The organism is Curtobacterium sp. L3-7 (assembly GCF_048756585.1).
Taxonomy (GTDB): domain Bacteria; phylum Actinomycetota; class Actinomycetes; order Actinomycetales; family Microbacteriaceae; genus Curtobacterium.
Genome location: NZ_CP151474.1, coordinates 2,396,289 through 2,414,875, shown reverse-complemented (window position 1 = coordinate 2,414,875; position 18,587 = coordinate 2,396,289). Strand labels below are relative to the sequence as shown.

Annotated in this window: 16 protein-coding genes; 10 read left to right on the top strand and 6 right to left on the bottom strand. The window is 71.0% G+C overall.

Translation table 11 applies throughout. The annotated features are described in order from the left end of the window. Position 1 precedes the first annotated feature (1 nt). The 3 genes from flgL to AAEP80_RS11700 all read left to right on the top strand — a co-directional run bounded on the left by flgL (position 2) and on the right by AAEP80_RS11700 (position 2,491). Positions 2-883: a flagellar hook-associated protein FlgL gene (flgL, locus tag AAEP80_RS11710; RefSeq protein WP_413602029.1), complete on the top strand. Its 882-nt coding sequence runs from the start codon at positions 2-4 to the stop codon at positions 881-883. Next, complete coding sequence (fliW, locus tag AAEP80_RS11705; protein ID WP_402728620.1) at positions 880-1,272, top strand: flagellar assembly protein FliW; 393 nt, start codon at positions 880-882, stop codon at positions 1,270-1,272. The genes flgL and fliW overlap by 4 nt, the downstream gene beginning before the upstream one ends. A gap of 289 nt (positions 1,273-1,561) precedes the next feature. Further along, complete coding sequence (locus AAEP80_RS11700; protein ID WP_420364536.1) at positions 1,562-2,491, top strand: hypothetical protein; 930 nt, start codon at positions 1,562-1,564, stop codon at positions 2,489-2,491. On the opposite strand, the gene ppsA is transcribed toward AAEP80_RS11700, so the two are convergent. Further along, positions 2,463-4,886 carry a phosphoenolpyruvate synthase gene (gene ppsA / locus AAEP80_RS11695; RefSeq protein ID WP_420364535.1) on the bottom strand — a complete coding sequence of 808 codons (2,424 nt, stop codon included), beginning with the start codon at positions 4,884-4,886 and terminating at the stop codon, positions 2,463-2,465. The genes AAEP80_RS11700 and ppsA overlap by 29 nt on opposite strands. Before the next feature lie 156 nt (positions 4,887-5,042). Here ppsA and AAEP80_RS11690 point away from each other — a divergent pair, with 156 nt between their 5' ends. Together AAEP80_RS11690 and AAEP80_RS11685 are read left to right on the top strand one after the other, a co-directional pair. Next, positions 5,043-6,485: a helix-turn-helix domain-containing protein gene (locus tag AAEP80_RS11690; protein WP_420364534.1), complete on the top strand. Its 1,443-nt coding sequence runs from the start codon at positions 5,043-5,045 to the stop codon at positions 6,483-6,485. 418 nt (positions 6,486-6,903) lie between these two features. Continuing rightward, a complete protein-coding gene (locus tag AAEP80_RS11685) occupies positions 6,904-8,121 on the top strand; it encodes a hypothetical protein (protein ID WP_420364533.1) in 1,218 nt (405 codons plus the stop codon). 76 nt (positions 8,122-8,197) lie between these two features. On the opposite strand, the gene AAEP80_RS11680 is transcribed toward AAEP80_RS11685, so the two are convergent. After that, entirely contained in the window at positions 8,198-9,169 is a 972-nt protein-coding gene (locus AAEP80_RS11680; protein WP_420364532.1) for a beta-ketoacyl-ACP synthase III, read from the bottom strand. Between the two features lie 133 nt (positions 9,170-9,302). Here AAEP80_RS11680 and AAEP80_RS11675 point away from each other — a divergent pair, with 133 nt between their 5' ends. Further along, positions 9,303-10,274, top strand: a complete 972-nt coding sequence (locus AAEP80_RS11675; RefSeq protein WP_420364531.1) for an aldo/keto reductase — start codon at positions 9,303-9,305, stop codon at positions 10,272-10,274. A 67-nt stretch (positions 10,275-10,341) separates the two neighbouring features. Here the strand turns inward: AAEP80_RS11675 and AAEP80_RS11670 are convergent, their stop codons facing one another. From AAEP80_RS11670 to zapE, 3 genes are all read right to left on the bottom strand, one after another. Then, a complete protein-coding gene (locus AAEP80_RS11670; RefSeq protein ID WP_420364530.1) occupies positions 10,342-10,992 on the bottom strand; it encodes a tyrosine-protein phosphatase in 651 nt (216 codons plus the stop codon). 299 nt (positions 10,993-11,291) lie between these two features. Beyond that, positions 11,292-12,566, bottom strand: a complete 1,275-nt coding sequence (locus AAEP80_RS11665; protein WP_402728611.1) for an ammonium transporter — start codon at positions 12,564-12,566, stop codon at positions 11,292-11,294. A 306-nt stretch (positions 12,567-12,872) separates the two neighbouring features. Next, positions 12,873-13,880 carry a cell division protein ZapE gene (gene zapE / locus AAEP80_RS11660; protein ID WP_420364529.1) on the bottom strand — a complete coding sequence of 336 codons (1,008 nt, stop codon included), beginning with the start codon at positions 13,878-13,880 and terminating at the stop codon, positions 12,873-12,875. A 130-nt stretch (positions 13,881-14,010) separates the two neighbouring features. On the opposite strand from zapE, the gene AAEP80_RS11655 reads away from it, so the two are divergent. Further along, entirely contained in the window at positions 14,011-14,916 is a 906-nt protein-coding gene (locus tag AAEP80_RS11655; RefSeq protein WP_281264406.1) for a sulfurtransferase, read from the top strand. Continuing rightward, the gene (locus AAEP80_RS11650) at positions 14,913-15,380 is read left to right on the top strand and encodes a SufE family protein (protein ID WP_420364528.1); all 468 of its coding nucleotides are present in this window, start codon (positions 14,913-14,915) and stop codon (positions 15,378-15,380) included. The genes AAEP80_RS11655 and AAEP80_RS11650 overlap by 4 nt, the downstream gene beginning before the upstream one ends. Positions 15,381-15,448: 68 nt before the next feature. On the opposite strand, the gene AAEP80_RS11645 is transcribed toward AAEP80_RS11650, so the two are convergent. After that, entirely contained in the window at positions 15,449-16,672 is a 1,224-nt protein-coding gene (locus tag AAEP80_RS11645) for an alpha/beta hydrolase family protein (protein ID WP_420364527.1), read from the bottom strand. Between the two features lie 23 nt (positions 16,673-16,695). Between AAEP80_RS11645 and AAEP80_RS11640 the strand changes: the two genes are divergently transcribed. Both AAEP80_RS11640 and AAEP80_RS11635 read left to right on the top strand, forming a co-directional pair. Beyond that, positions 16,696-17,292: a DUF3000 domain-containing protein gene (locus AAEP80_RS11640; protein WP_402728606.1), complete on the top strand. Its 597-nt coding sequence runs from the start codon at positions 16,696-16,698 to the stop codon at positions 17,290-17,292. Continuing rightward, complete coding sequence (locus AAEP80_RS11635; protein ID WP_420364526.1) at positions 17,289-18,536, top strand: HRDC domain-containing protein; 1,248 nt, start codon at positions 17,289-17,291, stop codon at positions 18,534-18,536. Before AAEP80_RS11640 ends, AAEP80_RS11635 begins: the two co-directional genes overlap by 4 nt. Positions 18,537-18,587: the final 51 nt, after the last annotated feature.

Sequence of the window (18,587 nt, the reverse complement as noted above, 5' to 3'; positions counted from 1 at the left end):
CGTGATCACCCGTGTGACCACCCAGATGTCCATGGCAGCGGCCACGGGCCGGCTGCAGGCCGGTGCCGCCAAGCTCGCACAGCTCACCGAGCAGGCCACGACCCTGAAGAACATCGGGAAGCCGTCGGACGACCCGGTCGGTACCGCATCGTCGATGCAGGTCCGCAAGGAGCAGGCCGCGAACGCGCAGTACACCAGGAACGCGAACGACGCGGTCGGGTGGCTGGCGAACACCGACAGCGCGCTCGGCGACGTCTACTCGGTCCTCTCGAAGGTGCGGGACCTCGCCGTGCAGGCGGCGAACTCCGGCACCATGAGTGACACCGACCGTGACGCGTTCGTCACCCAGTTCCAGGCGCTCAAGGGCGACCTCGCTGCGAGCGCGAACGCCACGTACGGTGCCCGGTCCGTCTTCGCCGGGTCCTCGACCTCGTCGACGGCGTACGACCCCGCCACCGGGTGGGCGCCGTCCACCGCGACCGTCGACCGGCGCATCGGCGACGGGACCACGGTGCGGGTCGACACCTCAGGGGCTGCCGTGTTCGGCTCCGGGTCGACCTCCGTGTTCTCGATGATCGACTCGATCGTCGGGGACCTGCAGAACGGCGTGAACGTGAACCCCCGCATCAACGACGTGGACGCGCACCTCCAGACCGTGCGCGGTGTGCAGGCGGACGTCGGTGTCCGGCACGCGGCCGCCATCGCCGCGCAGGACTCCCTGAAGTCGTCGTCGACGACGCTCGAGGGACGCCGCTCGTCGATCGAGGACAAGGACCTCGCGAAGGCCGTCCTCGATCTGCAGGTGCAGCAGACCAACTACCAGGCAGCCCTCGCCGTCACCGCGAAGGTCCTGCAGCCGACCCTGATGGACTACCTCCGATGAACATCGACCTCACCTTCGCCGTCGCACCGTTCGGTCTCGAGCCCCTCGTCGCGTTCACGCTGACGCCGGTCTCGGGTGCCGACGGGCTCTTCACGCTCGTCGGGGCGGGGACCACGGCGTCCGGGGTGTCCGCGCCGAAGATGTTCCTGCTCGACGCTGCGGTGCACCTGCCCGACTACGCGCCGGCGCTGTCCGACGAGCAGGCGGCGACGATCGGGCTGACCGCGCCGTCGGACGCGATGCTCCTCGTCGTGGCGACCCCGGGTGACGCCGGCACGACGGTGAACCTGCTCGCGCCGGTCGTGGTGAACGCGCGGACGTCGGTCGGCGCACAGTTCATCCTCGAGGACCAGGACCTGCCGTTGCGCGCGGAGCTCGCCCGGCGGTAGGGGGCGGGCTGGTCCCGGCTCCCGGCGCCCGGCTCCCCTACCAGGGTTCCGACTCGGAACGACAGGATCGCTGTCGTACGACATCGATCCTGTCGTTGGGCGGCGTGCGCAACCGTTGCACACGCGTGGTTGCGACAGAGTCGATGTCGTACGACATCGACGTTGTCGCAGGTTGCGCACGCACGAACCCTCCACAGCCAGGAGGCTCGGCTCGTCGTCCACAGATCGACTCGACTCCGCCCCGTGGGCAGGTCACGAGCGGGATCGTTTCCGCATGCACGATCACGTCATGCAGACACCACTGATCCGCACCGCAGACCACGACAGCGCCGAGCGACGCGCGCTCCAGCGTCGTGCTCGCCGTGGCGAACTCGTCGCGGTGCGCCCGGGGGTCCTCGTCGAACCCGACGCCCTCGACGCCCTCAGACCGGAAGCGCGGCACCTGCTGCTCCTCCGCGCCACCGCCTCGATGATCCGCCCACCGCGGGCGATCTCGCACGCGTCCGCGGCGGCGGTCCACGATCTGCCCTTCGTCTCCCCACCTCCGGCAAAGGTGCAGGTCACGGATCCGCGACGGACCCACGCCGACGCGACACGGTTGACCAGCGTGCACGTCGAAGCCGATCGGACCGGCCCGGTTCCCCGGTACGCCGGCAGCCCATCGACGATGCCGACGGAGTTCTGCGGCGCGCACGTGACGGCGCTCGTCCGGACGCTCGTCGACGTCGCTGCGACCGAACCTGCATTCGTGTCGGTCCCCATGCTCGACGCGGCACTGGCTGGTCGTCACGTGTTCCCGGAGATGCTCCTCGACGAACTCGCGGCGGCGCCGCCGAACGCCGTGCACCGTGCCCGCGTGGCCATCGAGATGGCGTCGTCATTGTCGGACTCCCCCGCGGAATCCATCGCACGGGTCCGGTTCCGGCAGCTCGGGACACCGGAACCGGTCCAGCAGCACGTCTTCGCACGACCAGGTGTTCGGCGCGCCGTCGTCGACTTCTGGTTCCCGGCGCAGGGCGTCGTCGTCGAGGTGGACGGGCGTGCCAAGTACGGGGACGGAGCTGCCGCCGCCGAAGCGCACTGGGACGAGAAGCGTCGAGAAGACTTCGTGCGCTCCTTCCCAGAAGTTCGAACGGTCATCCGGTTCAGCTGGGCCGATCTCATGGACCCGGAGGTGATCCGTGCCGCGCTCATCCGTGCTGGCGTTCCACTCCGGTAGCCAGACGCTGCCACGTCTCGACGACGCTGTCGGGGTTGAGCGACATCGAGCTGATGCCGCGCGCCATGAGGTGCTCGGCGAGGTCAGGGTGGTCGCTCGGCCCCTGCCCGCAGATGCCGACGTAGGCGCCGCGAGCACGGCAGGCATCGATCGCCATGTCGATCAGGCGCAGCACGGCCGGGTTCCGCTCGTCGAACGACTCCGCGACGATGCCGGAGTCCCGGTCGACGCCGAGGGTCAGCTGTGTCAGGTCGTTCGACCCGATCGAGAAGCCGTCGACGTGGTCCAGGAACCGGTCTGCGTCGAGTGCGTTCGAGGGGATCTCGCACATCATCACGACCTGCAGCCCGTTGCGTCCACGGACCAGTCCGTTCGACGCCATGCGCTCGACGACGCCGGACGCTTCCTCGACCGTCCGGACGAACGGGATCATCACCCGCACGTTCGTGAACCCCATCACGTCCCGAACCGTCCGGATCGCCTCGCACTCCAGCGCGAACGCCTCGGCGAAGTCGTCCGACAGGTACCGGGCGGCGCCGCGGAACCCGATCATCGGGTTCTCCTCGTCCGGCTCGTACGCCGCGCCACCGAGCAGGTGCGCGTACTCGTTCGACTTGAAGTCCGACAGCCGCACGATCACCGGCTTCGGGTCGAACGCCGCCGCGAGCGTGCTGATGCCCTCGGCGAGTCGGCGGACGAAGTAGTCCCGCGGCGCCCCGTACGCCGCGATGCGGTCCTCGATCTGCTCGCGCAACTCGGTCGGCTGATCGGCCAGGTGCAGCAACGCCTTCGGGTGCACACCGATCTGCCGGTTGACGACGAACTCCATCCGCGCGAGCCCGACGCCGGCGTTCGGCAGCGCCTGGAACCCGAACGCCTGCTCCGGCGACCCGACGTTGAGCATCAGGTCGACGCCGAGGTCCGGCAGGGCATCGACCTCGACCCGCTCGGTGACGACGTCGAGCATCCCGGGGAACACCCGCCCGGTCTCGCCCTCCGCGCAGGACACCGTGACGGCGCCCCCGTCGGTGAGCACGGACGTCGCGGAGCCGGTCCCGACGACGGCGGGGATGCCGAGCTCACGGGCGATGATGGCGGCGTGGCAGGTCCGCCCACCGCGGTTCGTCACGATCGCGGACGCTCGCTTCATCACCGGCTCCCAATCCGGATCGGTCATGTCGGCGACCAGTACCTCGCCCTCCTCGAAGTCGTGCATCTCGTGCGGGGATGCGAGCACTCGCACCGGGCCGGCACCGATCCGCGCGCCGATCGCCCGGCCCTCCAGCAACGGTGCCTCCGTCGGCGCCGCGGCGAGGCGGTGCCGCTCGACGACACCGGCGAGGGATCGGGACGCCACCGTCTCCGGCCGGGCCTGCAGCACGTAGAGCTGTCCGTCGAGTCCGTCCTTGCCCCACTCGATGTCCATCGGGCGGCCGTAGTGTCGCTCGATCGCCACGGCCGTCCGCGCGAGTTCGGTGACCTCGGCGTCGGTGAGCGAGAACCGTCGACGGTCGAGCGGGTCGGTGTCGACGAACGCGGTGGTCCGTCCGACGGCGGTGTCCTCGGTGAACACCATCCGTGTCGCCTTCGCGCCGACGAGCCGGGAGAGCACGGCCGGCCGGCCCGCCGCGAGCGCCGTCTTCGACACCGTGAACTCGTCCGGGTTCACCGCGCCCTGGACCACGCCCTCACCGAGTCCGAACGCGCTCGTGACGAAGACGGCCCGGTCGAAGCCGGTCTCGGTGTCGAGCGTGAACATCACCCCGGATGCGGCCAGGTCGGACCGCACCATGCGCTGCACACCGACGGAGATCGCGACCTCGTCGTGCACGAACCCGCGGTGCACGCGGTAGGCGATGGCCCGATCGGTGTACAGCGACGCGAACACCTGCCGGATCGCTTCGAGCACCGACTCGACACCGCGGACGTTGAGGAACGTCTCCTGCTGCCCGGCGAACGACGAGTCGGGCAGGTCCTCGGCGGTCGCGCTCGACCTCACCGCGAAGCTGACGCCGTCCGGCATTCCTCGAGTCAGGCGTTCGAAGGCCGCGCGGACGGACAGCTCGAACGCGATGCCGAGATCGGTCGTTGCGATCCGTTCCCGGACGGCCCGACCGACACGCGCGAGCGCTCGGGTGTCCTCGACGTCCAGGCCCTCCAGCTGCCGTGCGATCCAGTGCTCGAGCCCGGACGTCGCCAGGTGGCGGCGGAACGCAGCGGCTGTCGTCGCGAAGCCGTCGGGGACGCGGATGCCGGCGGAGGAGAGCGAGCGGATGAGCTCGCCGAGCGACGCGTTCTTGCCGCCGACCGCCGCCAGGTCCTCGAGACCGACTGCGTCGAACGACACGACGTCCACGGTCGTGGTGTTGGTTCGGGGTGCTTCGGTGATGGTCATCGGTGGCGCCTTTCGTCAGGTCGTCGTTGCACCGCCCGGTCGTCAAGACCGCGCTGTGGAAGCAGTCTCGAGGCCGGACAGCACCCGCGAGACTCGATAACGCCGTCAAGATCGGCACTTCTTGCCGGAACGTGGAGCCACGCGTACCGTGTGCCCATGGACGACGACCTGGACCACGCCGGCCTCCTCGGCGCCCGGATCCGCCACTACCGGACGACGGCGGGTCTGACGCTCGATGCACTCGGCGCCGTGCTCGGCATGAGTGCGAGCCGCCTCTCCCTGATCGAGAACGCACGGCGCGAACCCCGTGTGTCCGAGCTCCAGGCGTTCGCGGATGCCCTCGGCGTCGGCGTGACCGACCTGCTCCGTGACGAACCGCCGAACGACCGTGCTGCCCTGGAACTGGAACTTCGTCGGGCGCAGGCCGCTCCCGTTTACGCGGCCACCGGCCTCCCGACCGTCCGACCGGGGCGGAGCCTCGGCGACGACGCCTTGCGGGCGCTGGTCGGCCTCCATCGCGAGCTCGAACGGCGCGCGTCCGAGGCCATCGCGACACCGGAGGCAGCACGGCGCGGGAACACCGAGCAGCGTGCCCGGATGCGTGAACGCGACAACCACATCGCGGAGATCGAGGCCATCGCCGAGGAGTGCGTGCGCTCCGTCGGCCACTCGTCCGGTGCCCTGACCCACCGGGAGGTGAGCCGGATGGCAGAGACCATGGGGTTCGACCTGTTCTTCGTGGACGACCTCCCCCGATCGGCCAGGAGCGTCACGGACATCGCGAACGGCCGCATCTACCTACCGCCGTCGTCGATCCCCGGCGGACACGGCCTCCGCTCGATGGCGCTGCAGGCGATGGCGCACCGGATCCTCGGGCACCGGCCGCCGCACTCCTACGCCGATTTCCTGCAACAGCGGCTCGAGATCAACTACTTCGCGGCCTGCTGTCTGATGCCCGAAGCGCAAGCGGTGGCGTTCCTCGGGCAGGCGAAGCGCGCGAAGGACCTGGCGGTGGAGGACTTCCGCGACGCGTTCGGTGTCACGCACGAAGCCGCGGCGCTGCGGATGACGAACCTCATGACGCGGCACTTCGACATGCGCGTGCACTTCCTCCGCGTCGGTGACGACGGCGCGGTCTACAAGGCGTACGAGAACGACGGACTCCCTCTGCCCGTCGACGTCACCGGTGCCGTCGAGGGCCAGGTCGTCTGTCGTCGCTGGGGTGCACGTCGCGCGGGCGACCGGGCGAACCGGACGACCGAGTTCCACCAGTACACGGACACCCCGACCGGCACGTTCTGGTGCTCGACGCAGACCGGATCGACACCGGAGGGTGGGTTCTCGATCACGTTCGGCGTGCCGTTCGACGACGCGAAGTGGTTCCGCGGGCGGGAGACGACGCATCGGGAGACCTCGCGCTGCCCGGACGAGCAGTGCTGCCGGCGGCCGTCACGAGCGCTCGAGGACCGGTGGGCCGGCTCGGCGTGGCCGAGCGCGCGGCTGCACGCGCAGATCCTCGCGCCGCTACCGTCCGGCCGCTTCCCCGGGGTCGACGACGGGGAGGTCTACGCGTTCCTCGACCGGCACGCCGCATCGTGAGACACGGCGATGTCACCAGCCGCAGCGGCGCCCGCGTCAGCAGCCGCACCCGCACCCGCGTCAGCAGCCGCGCCCGCACCCGCGTCGCCAGCCGCACCCGGGTGGTACGCCCGCTGCCGCTCCACCACCCACGGCCCCGCCCGACCGCCACGACCTCGCCGACCGCCAGCCGCGCACCGTGCACCCGGCCGGCACCCTTCACCACGGCACCCCGACGGTCCGGATCGGGCTCCGCGTGCGTCCCGCCCCCGTCGAGCACGACGTCCCGCACCGCCACCGAACCGAGCACCTGCGCGCCGTCACCGATCCGTGCCGGTCCCTCCACCTGCGCACCGCCGAGGACGCGGCCCCCGGCCCCCACCACCACGTCGGCACCCTCCGAAGCGGTGATCGTCACGGCACCCGGCCCGATCTGCGCATGCGCACCGATGCGCACCGCGCCGCCGTCCGCGACGACACCGACCGCGCCGGGTCCGAGCCGGGCTCCTGCCCCGACCTCGACACACCCAGACCCGCGGGTCTCGAGCACCACGCCGGGGTACAGCACGACGTCGTCGGCGAGCACCACGCCGCGGCCGACGAGCACCGACCCGGGATCGAGGACCGCGACGCGGGGCGCGAGCGCAGCGGTCTCCTGCACGGTGAGGAACCCTGCGGCACGACGGACCTCGTCGAGCGCGTGTTCCGGAGACGAGGCATGCACGGGGTGGTCCACCCAGCGAGCCTCCCACATGCCCGGCGTAGCGTGGCTGCCATGGCCCCGAAGCAGAACCACCAGTCGGACCAGGCGATCGTCCCGCTCCCCCAGGCCCCGGTCGACCGGACGACGAGCGCGGAGGTCTCCACGACGACGAGCGCGAAACTCCCCACCACCGCGAAGGGCTGGGAGCGCTGGCTCGACCGCCTCCTCGACGTGCAGCGCCCCGTCGTCGTCGCCCATGTCAACGGTGTCCGACGCCGCCACCCCGACGCCTCTCCCGCAGAGGTCATCCAGATCCTCGAGCGGCACTACCTCACCGCCGTGACCTCCGGTGGCGCTGCCGTCGGTGCGAGCGCGGTGATCCCGGGCATCGGCGTCGCCGCGAGCTTCGGCCTGACCGGCGTGGAGACGATGGGCTTCCTGGAGACGACGGCACTCTTCGCACAGTCGGTCACCGAGGTGCACGGCATCGCCCTCGACGACCCCGAGCGCTCACGCACCCTGGTGATGGCGATGATCCTCGGCACGCCGGGCACGCAGCTCATCAAGCAGCTCGCCGGACAGGCCGCCGGTGGCCAGGCACGCACGGCGTTCTGGGGCGAGATGGTCACCTCGTCGATGCCCAAGCAGGTCGTGAGCGGGATCGGCGGCCAGGTCCGGGACATGTTCATCAAGCGGTTCGCCGCTCGACAGGGCACGTCGATGCTCGGTCGGGCGCTGCCGTTCGGCATCGGCGCTGCCGTCGGTGGGCTCGGCAACCACGCGCTCGGCCGTCGGGTCATCCAGGCCTCGCGGACCGGCTTCGGTCTGCCGCCGGCGCACTTCCCGATCGTCCTGCAGCAGCAGGAGCCGAAGCAGCGTCAGCTGCCGTGGCGCCGCCGTGGCGGGAGCTCGGACGCGCCGCAGGAGAGCAAGCGGACCGACACCGCGCTCTGAACGCGACCGGACGGCGGACGGGAGGCTCGTGGCGACCCCGCCACGAGCCTCCCGTCCGCCGTCTGCACCGTCCCGGTCAGCGCGCGCGGACCGGCGTCATCACGACCTGCCCGGCGTGGGCGAACCCGCCGCCGAAGCCGAACAGCAGCGCCGGGACGCCCTCGGGGAGGTCCCCACGCGCCCACGCCTTCGACAGCCCGAGCGGCACGCTCGCGGCCGAGGTGTTCCCCGACTCGACGACGTCCCGGATCACGAACTTCGATTCGCCACCGAGCGCTGCGACGAGCGGCTCGATGATGCGCAGGTTCGCCTGGTGGAACGCGAACACCTGGATGTCGTCCATCGTCAGCCCGGCCTGCTCGACGACACGGCGGGCGTGCCCCTCGGCCTCGGTGATGGCCCAGCGGTAGATGGAGCGGCCTTCCTGCGAGAAGCGCTCCGGCGTCCCGGACACGAGCACGGCCTGCTCCAGGTGCGGCACGCTGCCCCAGGACACGGGCCCGATCGACGGCGTGTCGGAGACACCGACGACCGCCGCACCGGCTCCGTCGCCGACGAGCACGCAGGTCGACCGGTCGGTCCAGTCGACGATCCCGGACAGCAGCTCCGACCCGATCACGAGCACGGTGTCGGCCGAGCCGGTGCGGATCGCCTGGTCGGCGAGGGCCATGGCGTACTCGAAGCCGCTGCACGCGGTGTTGATGTCGATCGGCGCGGGTCCGTTCGACATGCCCAGCGCCGCGGCGACCCGACCGGCCGTGTACGGCGCACGGTCGCGGTGCGTGGTCGACGCGACGATGACGAGGTCGACGTCGGTGGGCTCGACCCCGGCGTCGGCGAGGGCGGCACGACCGGCCTCGGTCGCCATCGACGTGACGGTGTCGTCGGGCCCGGCGATGTGTCGCGTGCGGATCCCGGTCCGGGTCACGATCCACTCGTCGTTCGTGTCGACCATCGTCGAGAGTTCGTCGTTGGTGAGGACGCGCGAGGGCTGGTGGTGGCCGAACCCGAGGATCCGGCTGCCGCGCAGCGGTGCAGGGGTGATCATCTCCCGCACGTTACCCCTCGCCGCGACCCCCGCATTCCCCCGCAGGAATACACGTGGAGAACTCGGGACGGGGTCCGTGACCGGTACTCGCAGGGCCTCTCACGGTCCGGCCGTGGCGGCGTAGACACGATCCATGGACTACACACACCTCGGACGGACAGGGTTGTCGGTGTCGCGAGCAGTGCTCGGCACGATGAACTTCGGACCGGAGACCAGCGAGGACGACTCGCACGCCATCATGGACCGGGCGCACGAGCTCGGCGTCAACTTCTTCGACACGGCCAACGGCTACGGCGGCTCGGTGGGCAAGGGTGCCACCGAGGAGATCATCGGCCGCTGGTTCGCGAAGGGCGGCGGCCGACGCGAGAAGACCGTCCTCGCAACGAAGGTCTACGGCGACATGATCGACTGGCCGAACGGCGGGAAGCTGTCGGCGTACAACATCCGGCAGGCTCTCGACGCGTCGCTGCGACGTCTGCAGACCGACCACATCGACCTCTACCAGATGCACCACGTCGACCGTGACACCCCCTGGGACGAGATCTGGCAGGCGATGGAGATCGCGGTCGCGCAGGGCAAGGTGCTCTACGTCGGCTCGTCGAACTTCGCCGGGTGGCACATCGCCCAGGCGCAGGAGGCCGCGAAGCACCGCAACTTCCTCGGACTCGTCAGCGAGCAGTCGATCTACAACCTCGTCGTCCGCGACGTCGAGCGCGAGGTCCTGCCGGCCGCCCGTCACTACGGCCTCGGCGTGATCCCGTGGTCGCCGCTGCAGGGCGGTCTCCTCGGCGGCATCATCGAGAAGACCGAGCAGGGCTCCCGGCGGCTGAGTGGCCGGAGCGCCGAGTACGTCGAGGGGCACCGCGACCAGCTGACGGCGTACGAAGCGCTCGCGAAGGAACTCGGCCACACCCCCGGCGAGCTCGCACTCGCCTGGCTGCTGCACCAGCCGGGCATCACGGCGCCGATCACGGGACCGCGCACGATGGAGCAGTGGGAGTCGGCCGTCAACGCCGTCGACATCCGTCTCGACGAGTCGGCGCTGGCGCGCCTCGACGAGATCTTCCCGGGGCACAAGACCTCGCCGGAGGACTACGCCTGGTGAGCTGAACCACGGACGGGAGGCTCGGTGCGCGTCGGACGCGCACCGAGCCTCCCGTAGGTGGTCGCGTTCAGAGCGCGCGGATCTCGTCGTCCGTCAGCCCGATCCACCGCAGGTAGTCCTCGACGCTGCCCCAGCGCCGCTCCAGGTGCCCGATGACCGTCGTCATGACCTCCGGAACACAGCGCTGCGCCACGGCAGTCGCCTCGGGGTCGGTGCTCACCGCTCGTTCGGCGGCGAACCGCACCGCGAGGCCGTCCGCGCTCGCTGCGTAGTCCTCGCCGACGCGGTCCACGGACGCTCCCCACAGCCGGGCCAGCAGCGCGCTGATGACCCCGGTGCGGTCCTTCCCCGCTGAACAGCAGACCAGCACGTCCCCGTCGGTGTCGGCGATCGCCCGGAGTGCGTCTGCGATCCCCGTGCTGTGCCGGGTCAGCCAGTCGACGTACTGCTCCTCGAGCTGCACGGCGTCCGCCCCTGACTCGACGGTGGACGGGTCGAAGAGCGGCACGCCCCGGTATCCGGGGTCGCTCGCGAGGGGATGCGGGACCCGCGCGATCTCGTCGTCCCGTCGCAGGTCCACCACGGCGACCCCGGTCGGGTACACGCTCGTGGGGAGGTCCGGCTCGGTGTTCGCGCGGTACACCCGGCGCGTGCGGCCGTCCTGGAACCCAGCTCCCCCGACCTCGCGGAGGTTGGTCAGCATCGACGTCGTCGTCATGCTGCCACCCTCCCACAGCACGCGCTGGCGCCCGTCCGCACCGCGCGCCGACCGACTCGGAACGACAGAGTCGCTGTCGTACGACGACGCTCGTGTCGCTCCTTGCGCACGCCGACATCCGCGGGTGTGAACCGACGACAACGCCGCTGTCGTACGACAGCGACGATGTCGTTCCGAGTCGACAAACACCCGCACCCACCCCCACGCACCCCCGCACCCGCACCCCACCCCACCCGCACCCCCCACGCACGACGACGGCCCCCGCGCGGACGCGGGGGCCGTCGTTCGAGAGGGTCGAGCTAGCGCACGGAGACCGGGGTCTCGTCGCGCTCCTCGTAGAGGACGTAGCCCTCTTCGCCGTGGACGGCCGTGTCGATGCCGGCGACCTCGTCCTCGGTCTTCACGCGGAAGCCCATCGTCTTCTCGATGATCCAACCGATGATGAAGGCCAGGACGAAGGAGTACGCACCGACCGCTCCGGCGGCAGCGGCCTGCTTGCCGAGCTGCGCGAACGAGCCCGAGTAGATGAGGCCGGTGTCGTTGGCGAAGAAGCCGAGGTACAGCGTGCCGACGATGCCGCCGACCAGGTGCACACCGACGACGTCGAGCGAGTCGTCGAAGCCGAGACGGTACTTCCAGTCGATCGCGAAGCAGCAGATGATGCCGGCGATGAAGCCGAGCAGGATGCCCCAGCCGGGGGTCAGCGCTGCACATGCCGGGGTGATCGCGACGAGACCGGTGACGGCGCCCGATGCGGCACCGATCGACGTGGCCTTGCCGTCCTTGAGCTTCTCGACGAGGAGCCAACCGAGGATGGCGGCGGCCGGGGCGGCGAGGGTGTTCACCCAGGCGATCGCGGCGATGCCGTCAGCAGCACCCTCGGACCCGGCGTTGAAGCCGAACCAGCCGAACCAGAGGATCGCGGCACCGAGGAGGACGAAGGGCGGGTTGTGCGGCTTGTGCGCGCCCTTGGCGAACCCGACGCGCTTGCCGAGGACGATCGCCAGCGCGAGACCCGCCGCTCCGGCGTTGATGTGCACCGCGGTCCCACCGGCGAAGTCGATGACGCCCCACGTGGCGGCCCAACCGGAGGTGAGGTTGAAGACCCACGAGGCGACGGGGAAGTAGACGACCGTGACCCAGACGCCGGCGAAGACCATCCACGCGCCGAACTTGGCACGGTCGGCGATCGCGCCGGAGATGAGGGCGACGGTGATGATCGCGAACGTGGCCTGGAAGCCGACGAACGCCATCGAGGGGTACGCGGCGTGGATCGTCGAGGCCTTGGCCTCCTCGAACGCCTGCCCGAGGCCGATCTGGTTCCAGTCGATGCTGAAGAAGCCGACGACGCCGGAGACCGCGGTACCGTCACCGTGGTTGGCGAAGGCGATCGCGTAGCCGTAGACGACCCAGAGGACGCTCACCAGTGCGATCGCCCCGAAGGACATCATCATCATGCTGATGACGGACTTGGCCTTCACCAGTCCGCCGTAGAAGAACGCCAGGCCGGGTGTCATGAACAACACCAGCGCTGCCATCACCAACACGAAGGTCGTGTTGCCTTGATCAAGCATGTCTCACCTCTCGATTGCAGTGCGGTCACCACGTCGGCGGTGCTTGCTGTGCATCGGGGCACCGACGTGTCCGCCTCGGGTAGGACAGAGTCTGGCGAGGTGACGTTTCGCGAGGGAGCACGATGTGTTTCGCGGGTGTAACGCGACGGGTTGCTTTGTAAACGTCGTGTTACCGGGGCCTCTCGACCCCCTGGACGGGGGCCAGGAGTTCGCGCAGTCCGTCCGGACGGTGCCCGACAGGCGTCGCGCAACCCGCCCTGGAGGCCCGGCGCGGCCCCGGTAGGGCCGTTCTGGTCAGCGGGTGGCTCAGTCCACGGCGCGGGTCAGGGCCACCACGCGGCTCGCGGCACGCAGGTACTTCTTGCGGTACCCGCCGTCGAGCATCGACGAGGGGTACACGGCGTCGAGCGGCGTCCCCGACGCGACGATCCGCACCTGGGCGTCGTACAGCCGGTCGACGAGCGCGACCCACCGGAGCGCGTCGGTCTGGTCGGTGAACGCCGCGACGTCGGTGAGGCCGACCGCGTCGAGCCCGTCCACGAGCGCGACGTACTTCGACGGGTGCACGGACGCCAGGTGCGCCACGACCGAACGGAAGTCGTCGAGCGTCACCGATCCGGAGGACGGCAACGACGCCGACACGTCGGACACGACCGCGGCGGACTCGTCGACCGCGCGTCGGCGGTAGTCGAGGCCGTCGATCCGCATCGTCTCGAAGCGGTCCGACATCGCCTGGATCTCGCGGAGGAAGTCCTGTGCGGCGAAGCGCCCCTCGCCGAGGGCCCCTGGTGGCGTGTTCGACGTGGCGGCGAACCGCGTGCCGGACTCGGTCAGCTCCTTGATGAGCCGCGTCATGACCATGGTGTCACCAGGGTCGTCGAGCTCGAACTCGTCGATGCACACCAGCGAGGTCCCACGGAGCAGGTCGACCGTGCCCTGGAACCCGAGCGCACCCACCAGCGCGGTGTACTCGATGAACGTGCCGAACGTCTTCCGGCCGGGCTCCGCGTGGTAGGCGGCGGCGAGCAGGTGGGTCTTGCCGACACCGAACCCGCCGTCGAGGTACACGCCCGACTTCGGCGCGGTGTCCGTCGCCGCAGCGCGTCGGCGTCCGAACAGGCCACGCTTCGCCGGCTCCGGTCGGGTCGCGACGAAGGACTCGACGGCGTCGCGGACCGCTGCCTGCGACGGGTAGTCCGGGTCGGGGCGGTACGACGCGAACGACGCGTCCGTGAACTGGGGAGGGGGCACCAGCGCCGCGGCCATCTGCTGTGGGGAGACCGATGGGTCGCGGTCGACCAGGTGCTGGGGCATGCAGTGCCTTCCGGGAAGCGTGTCGTGCGGTGTCACGTTGCATCGGGGACGAGGTACGTCCGCGTACCGTTGCTCTCGACGCCGAGCACCGATCCTAGTCCGGCGCCACCGCACCCAGGAGGTAACCACGATGACCGCACCGGTCGACCCGTCCGCCGAGTTCCGCGCCTACGCCCACCCCGAACGACTCGTGTCGACGGCATGGCTGCAGGAACAGCTCGACGCCGGTACGCAGGACCTCGTGGTCGTCGAGTCCGACGAGGACGTGCTGCTCTACGAGACGGGGCACATCCCCGGCGCGGTGAAGATCGACTGGCACACCGACCTCAACGACCCGGTGCAGCGCGACTACATCGACGGCGAGGCGTTCGCCAGGCTCGTCGGCGGCAAGGGCATCGGCCGCGACACCACCGTCGTGGTCTACGGCGACAAGAACAACTGGTGGGCCGCGTACGCCCTCTGGGTCTTCGAGCTGTTCGGCCACGAGGACGTCCGCCTCCTCGACGGCGGCCGCGCGAAGTGGATCGCCGAGGACCGTGCACTCACGACCGACCGCACCGAGGCCGCACCGGTCGAGTACCCGGTCGTCGAGCGCGACGACACCGTGGTCCGCGCCTTCAAGGAGGACGTCCTCGACCACCTCGGCAAGCCGCTCGTCGACGTCCGCAGCGCACCGGAGTACAGCGGCGAGCGGACGACCGCACCCGACTACCCGGAGGAGGGCGCCCTGCGCGGCGGGCACATCCCGACCGCGGTGAACATCCCGTGGGCGACCGCCGCGGCTCCGGACGGCACGTTCAAGCGCCGTGACGACCTCGACGCCGTGTACCGCGACGGCGCCGGCATCGGCGCCGACGACGAGGTGATCGCCTACTGCCGCATCGGCGAGCGGTCGAGCCACACCTGGTTCGTGCTGCGGTACCTGCTCGGACACGAGAACGTCCGCAACTACGACGGCTCCTGGACGGAGTGGGGCAGCGCGGTGCGCGTGCCCATCGTCCAGGGCGCGGAGCCGGGTACCCTTCCGAACCGATGAGCACCGAACTCCCGGAACCCACACTCCCCCGCGCCCTCGCCGAGATCCGCGACGACTTCCTCGAACTGTCCCAGGCCGACCGGCTGCAGCTGCTCCTCGAGTTCTCGAACGAGCTCCCGGCGCTGCCCGAGCGACTCCGAGGACACGAGGACGAGCTCGAGCGCGTCGAGGAGTGCCAATCCCCCGTCTTCATCACGGTCACCGTGGGCGAGGACGGCGACGCACCCGACGTCGTCCGCATGCACGCGACCGCACCGCGCGAGGCCCCGACGACCCGCGGGTTCGCCTCGATCCTCGCGCAGGGCCTGTCCGGCCTGACGGCCGCGCAGGTGCTCGCGGTGCCGTCCGACTACCCGCTGACGCTGGGCCTGTCCGAAGCGGTCAGCCCGCTGCGGATCCGCGGCATGGTCGGCATGCTCGGCCGGGTGCAGCGCCAGGTGCGCGCGCTGGTGGCGGTGCGCTGAACGCGAGCGAGCGCGGTCAGGAGGCCCGGTGCCAGCTGGCACCGGGCCTCCCGTCCGTCTCGGGCCGACTACCGGGCGGTGGTCGCGTTCTGCGGCCGGACCACCTCGGTGAGCCACGCGAGGATGCGGGCGTCGAACCAGTCGGCGTCGTGGTTCCAGAGCTTGGTGTGCCGCGCGACGTGCGCGACCTCGAGTCGGACCAGGTCCGGCCGCGCCTGCGCGAGTGCGTGCGAGGCGGACGACGGGACGAAGCCGTCGTCGTCGCTGTGCAGCAGCAGGATCGGGACGGTGAGCTCGTCCGCCCGCGCGACCATGTCGAGCTCCCGGATGTCGACCGGGTGCCGCAGGCCGGCGAGCCGGTGCAGGACCGGCGTCCGGAGCACGCGCTGGGCGACCTTCCGAACGACCCGCGGCAGCCGCATCGCCTGGCTCTGCGACTTGAGGACCGCGTGCCAGTCGACCACGGCCGACTCGAGCACGACGCCGTCGACGAGCCGCGCGAACGACGACCGCAGCAGTGTCTGCAGGACGACCGCACCACCCATCGACCAGCCCATCAGCACGACGCTCGTCGCGCCCTGGCCGTCGACCCAGCGGAGCGCGGCGTCGATGTCCTCCCACTCGGTGGACCCGAGACCGTAGCGACCGTCGTCGCTCTTCGGGGCGACGCCGTCGTTCCGCCACGAGGCGAGGAGGACCGAGTAGCCGGCGGCGCGGAACACCGGGACGGCACGGATGGTCTCGGCGCGGGTGACGCCGCGACCGTGCACGAGGACCGCCCACGGCGCAGCGGGGTCGTCGGCACGGACGACCCACGCAGGCGCCGGACCGTTCGGTGTCGGGACGTCGATGTCCTCCACCGGGACGTCGAGCTCGCCGGGGGTGAGGTAGAACCAGCCGCCCCATCGGCCACGACGGGCACTCGTGGGGTCGCCGGCGTCGACGGCGATGATGCTGCGGGTGACCGTGGTCGGGGTGGTCCCGAGGACGTCGCCGACGCGCATGTGCCCGGTGCCGCCGCCGAACCAGAGGCTGTAGCGCCCCTGCAGCTCGGTGTCGGGCGTCCGCTCCAGCGTCACGGTCTTCCGGATCGGGTCGACGGCCACGATGGGCACCCGTTCGGTGCGCTTGCGGTCGGGGGTGACGACCATCCGGGCGATCGCGGCGACGAAGCCACCGACCACCGCGGTCCCGACGGCGGCGGCCGCGATGCCGGCTCCGAGGGCGAGGAGTCCGGCCGACCTGGCGGTGTCCTGGACCGGCTCATCGGCGGGTCGCGCGGAACGGGACATGGTCCGGAGCCTAGTCTGCATTCGTGTCCGAAACCCGAGAGCCCGAGGCCTTCGCGCAGCTCCGCGCGTTCGTGTCATCGGGCGGGACCCGCACCGAGACGACGGTCACCGAGATCCCGTCCCCCAGCCGCATGGCCCCGTTCTCGATCGCCCTCGCGGCGGACGTCTCCGGGGCAGCACACGGGGTCGACTCCGACCTCGGCACCGGGCGGTTCATCGCGCTGTACGACCCCGCAGAACCGGAGGGCTGGCACGGGCCGTTCCGCATCGTGACGTTCGCGCAGGCCCCGCTCGAACCGGAGATCGGCGTCGACGAGTTCGTCGCCGACGTCACCTGGAGCTGGCTCGTCGACGCACTCGAGGCGCACGGCGCGGCGTACGACCACGCTTCGGGCACCGCTACCAAGATCATCTCCCGCGGCTACGGCGAACTCGCGGCCCAGGGCGACGGCGCACAGCTGGAGCTCCGGGCATCGTGGACCCCGCACGTCACGGACGTCGACGGCACCGACCTCGTCGCGCACGTCGAGGCGTGGGAGGAGATCGTCGCCATGCTCGCAGGACTGCCCCCGTCGTCCGACGGCGTGACGCTGCTCGGCCCCAGGAGGCTCGCGAAGTGACTGACCCCGTACCGAACCCCGTCGTCCCCTCGTTCGAGGAGGGACACGACGCGGTCAAGGTCATCGAGTCGCGTGCGGACTACCTCGACGCGGTCGCCGCGATCGCGTCCGGTCACGGCCCGGTCGCCGTCGACGCCGAGCGCGCCAGCGGCTACAAGTACTCGCAGCGCGCCTACCTGATCCAGGTCTTCCGCCGGGGCGCCGGCGCGTTCCTCTTCGACCCCATCGCGATCGGCTCCTTCCCGGAACTGCAGGACGCGATCGTCGACGAGGAGTGGCTCTTCCACGCCGCGTCGCAGGACCTGCCGTGCCTCCGCGAGGTCGGACTCGACCCGTCGCGCATCTTCGACACCGAGCTCGGTGCCCGCATCGCCGGGTTCCCCCGCGTCGGCCTCGGCGCCGTCGTGGAGCAGCTCCTCGGCATCACGCTCGCGAAGGCCCACTCCGCGGCCGACTGGTCCACCCGACCGCTCCCGCAGTCCTGGCTCGTCTACGCCGCGCTCGACGTCGAACTGCTCCCCGACCTCCGCGACGCCCTCGCCGCGAAGCTCGAGGAGTCCGGCAAGACCGAGATCGCCCGGCAAGAATTCGACGCGGTCCTGTACCGGGCGCCGAAGCCCCCGCGTGCCGAGCCGTGGCGCCGCCTGTCCGGCATGCACGCCCTCCGTGGACAGCGCACCCTGGCGATCGCCCGCTCGCTGTGGGAAGCCCGTGACGCCTTCGCGCAGGAGACCGACGTCTCGCCGGGTCGCACGATCCCGGACTCCGCGATCGTCGCCGCTGCCGCGGCCGCTCCGGAGACCCGCAAGGACCTCGCCGCGCTGAAGGCGTTCACCGGCCGCGCCAGCCGCTCCGAGCTCGACCGCTGGTGGGCCGCGGTCGACGCCGGGCGAACGACCGACGACCTCCCGCGACTCCGGGGCAAGGGGGAACCGACCCTCCCGCCGCCGCGTGCGTGGGCCGATCGCAACCCGGAGGCCGACCGCCGGTACAAGGCGGCCCGCGCCGCGATGACCGCCCGCGCCGAGGAACTCGACCTGCCGCTCGAGAACCTGCTCACGCCGGACACCCTCCGCTCCATCGCGTGGGAGCCGCCCACACCGGCCACTGCCGAGGCGGTCGCGGCGGCGCTCGTCGCGCTCGACGCACGGCCCTGGCAGGTCGAGGAGTCCGCGTCGCGGATCGCCGACGCCTTTGTCGCAGCCGGACAGGAGTCGTCCACCGAGGATCCTGCCTCGTCGTAGGAACCGACCAACCGAGGTGCGTCTCCCCAGCCGTGGGGCATAGCGTCGGTT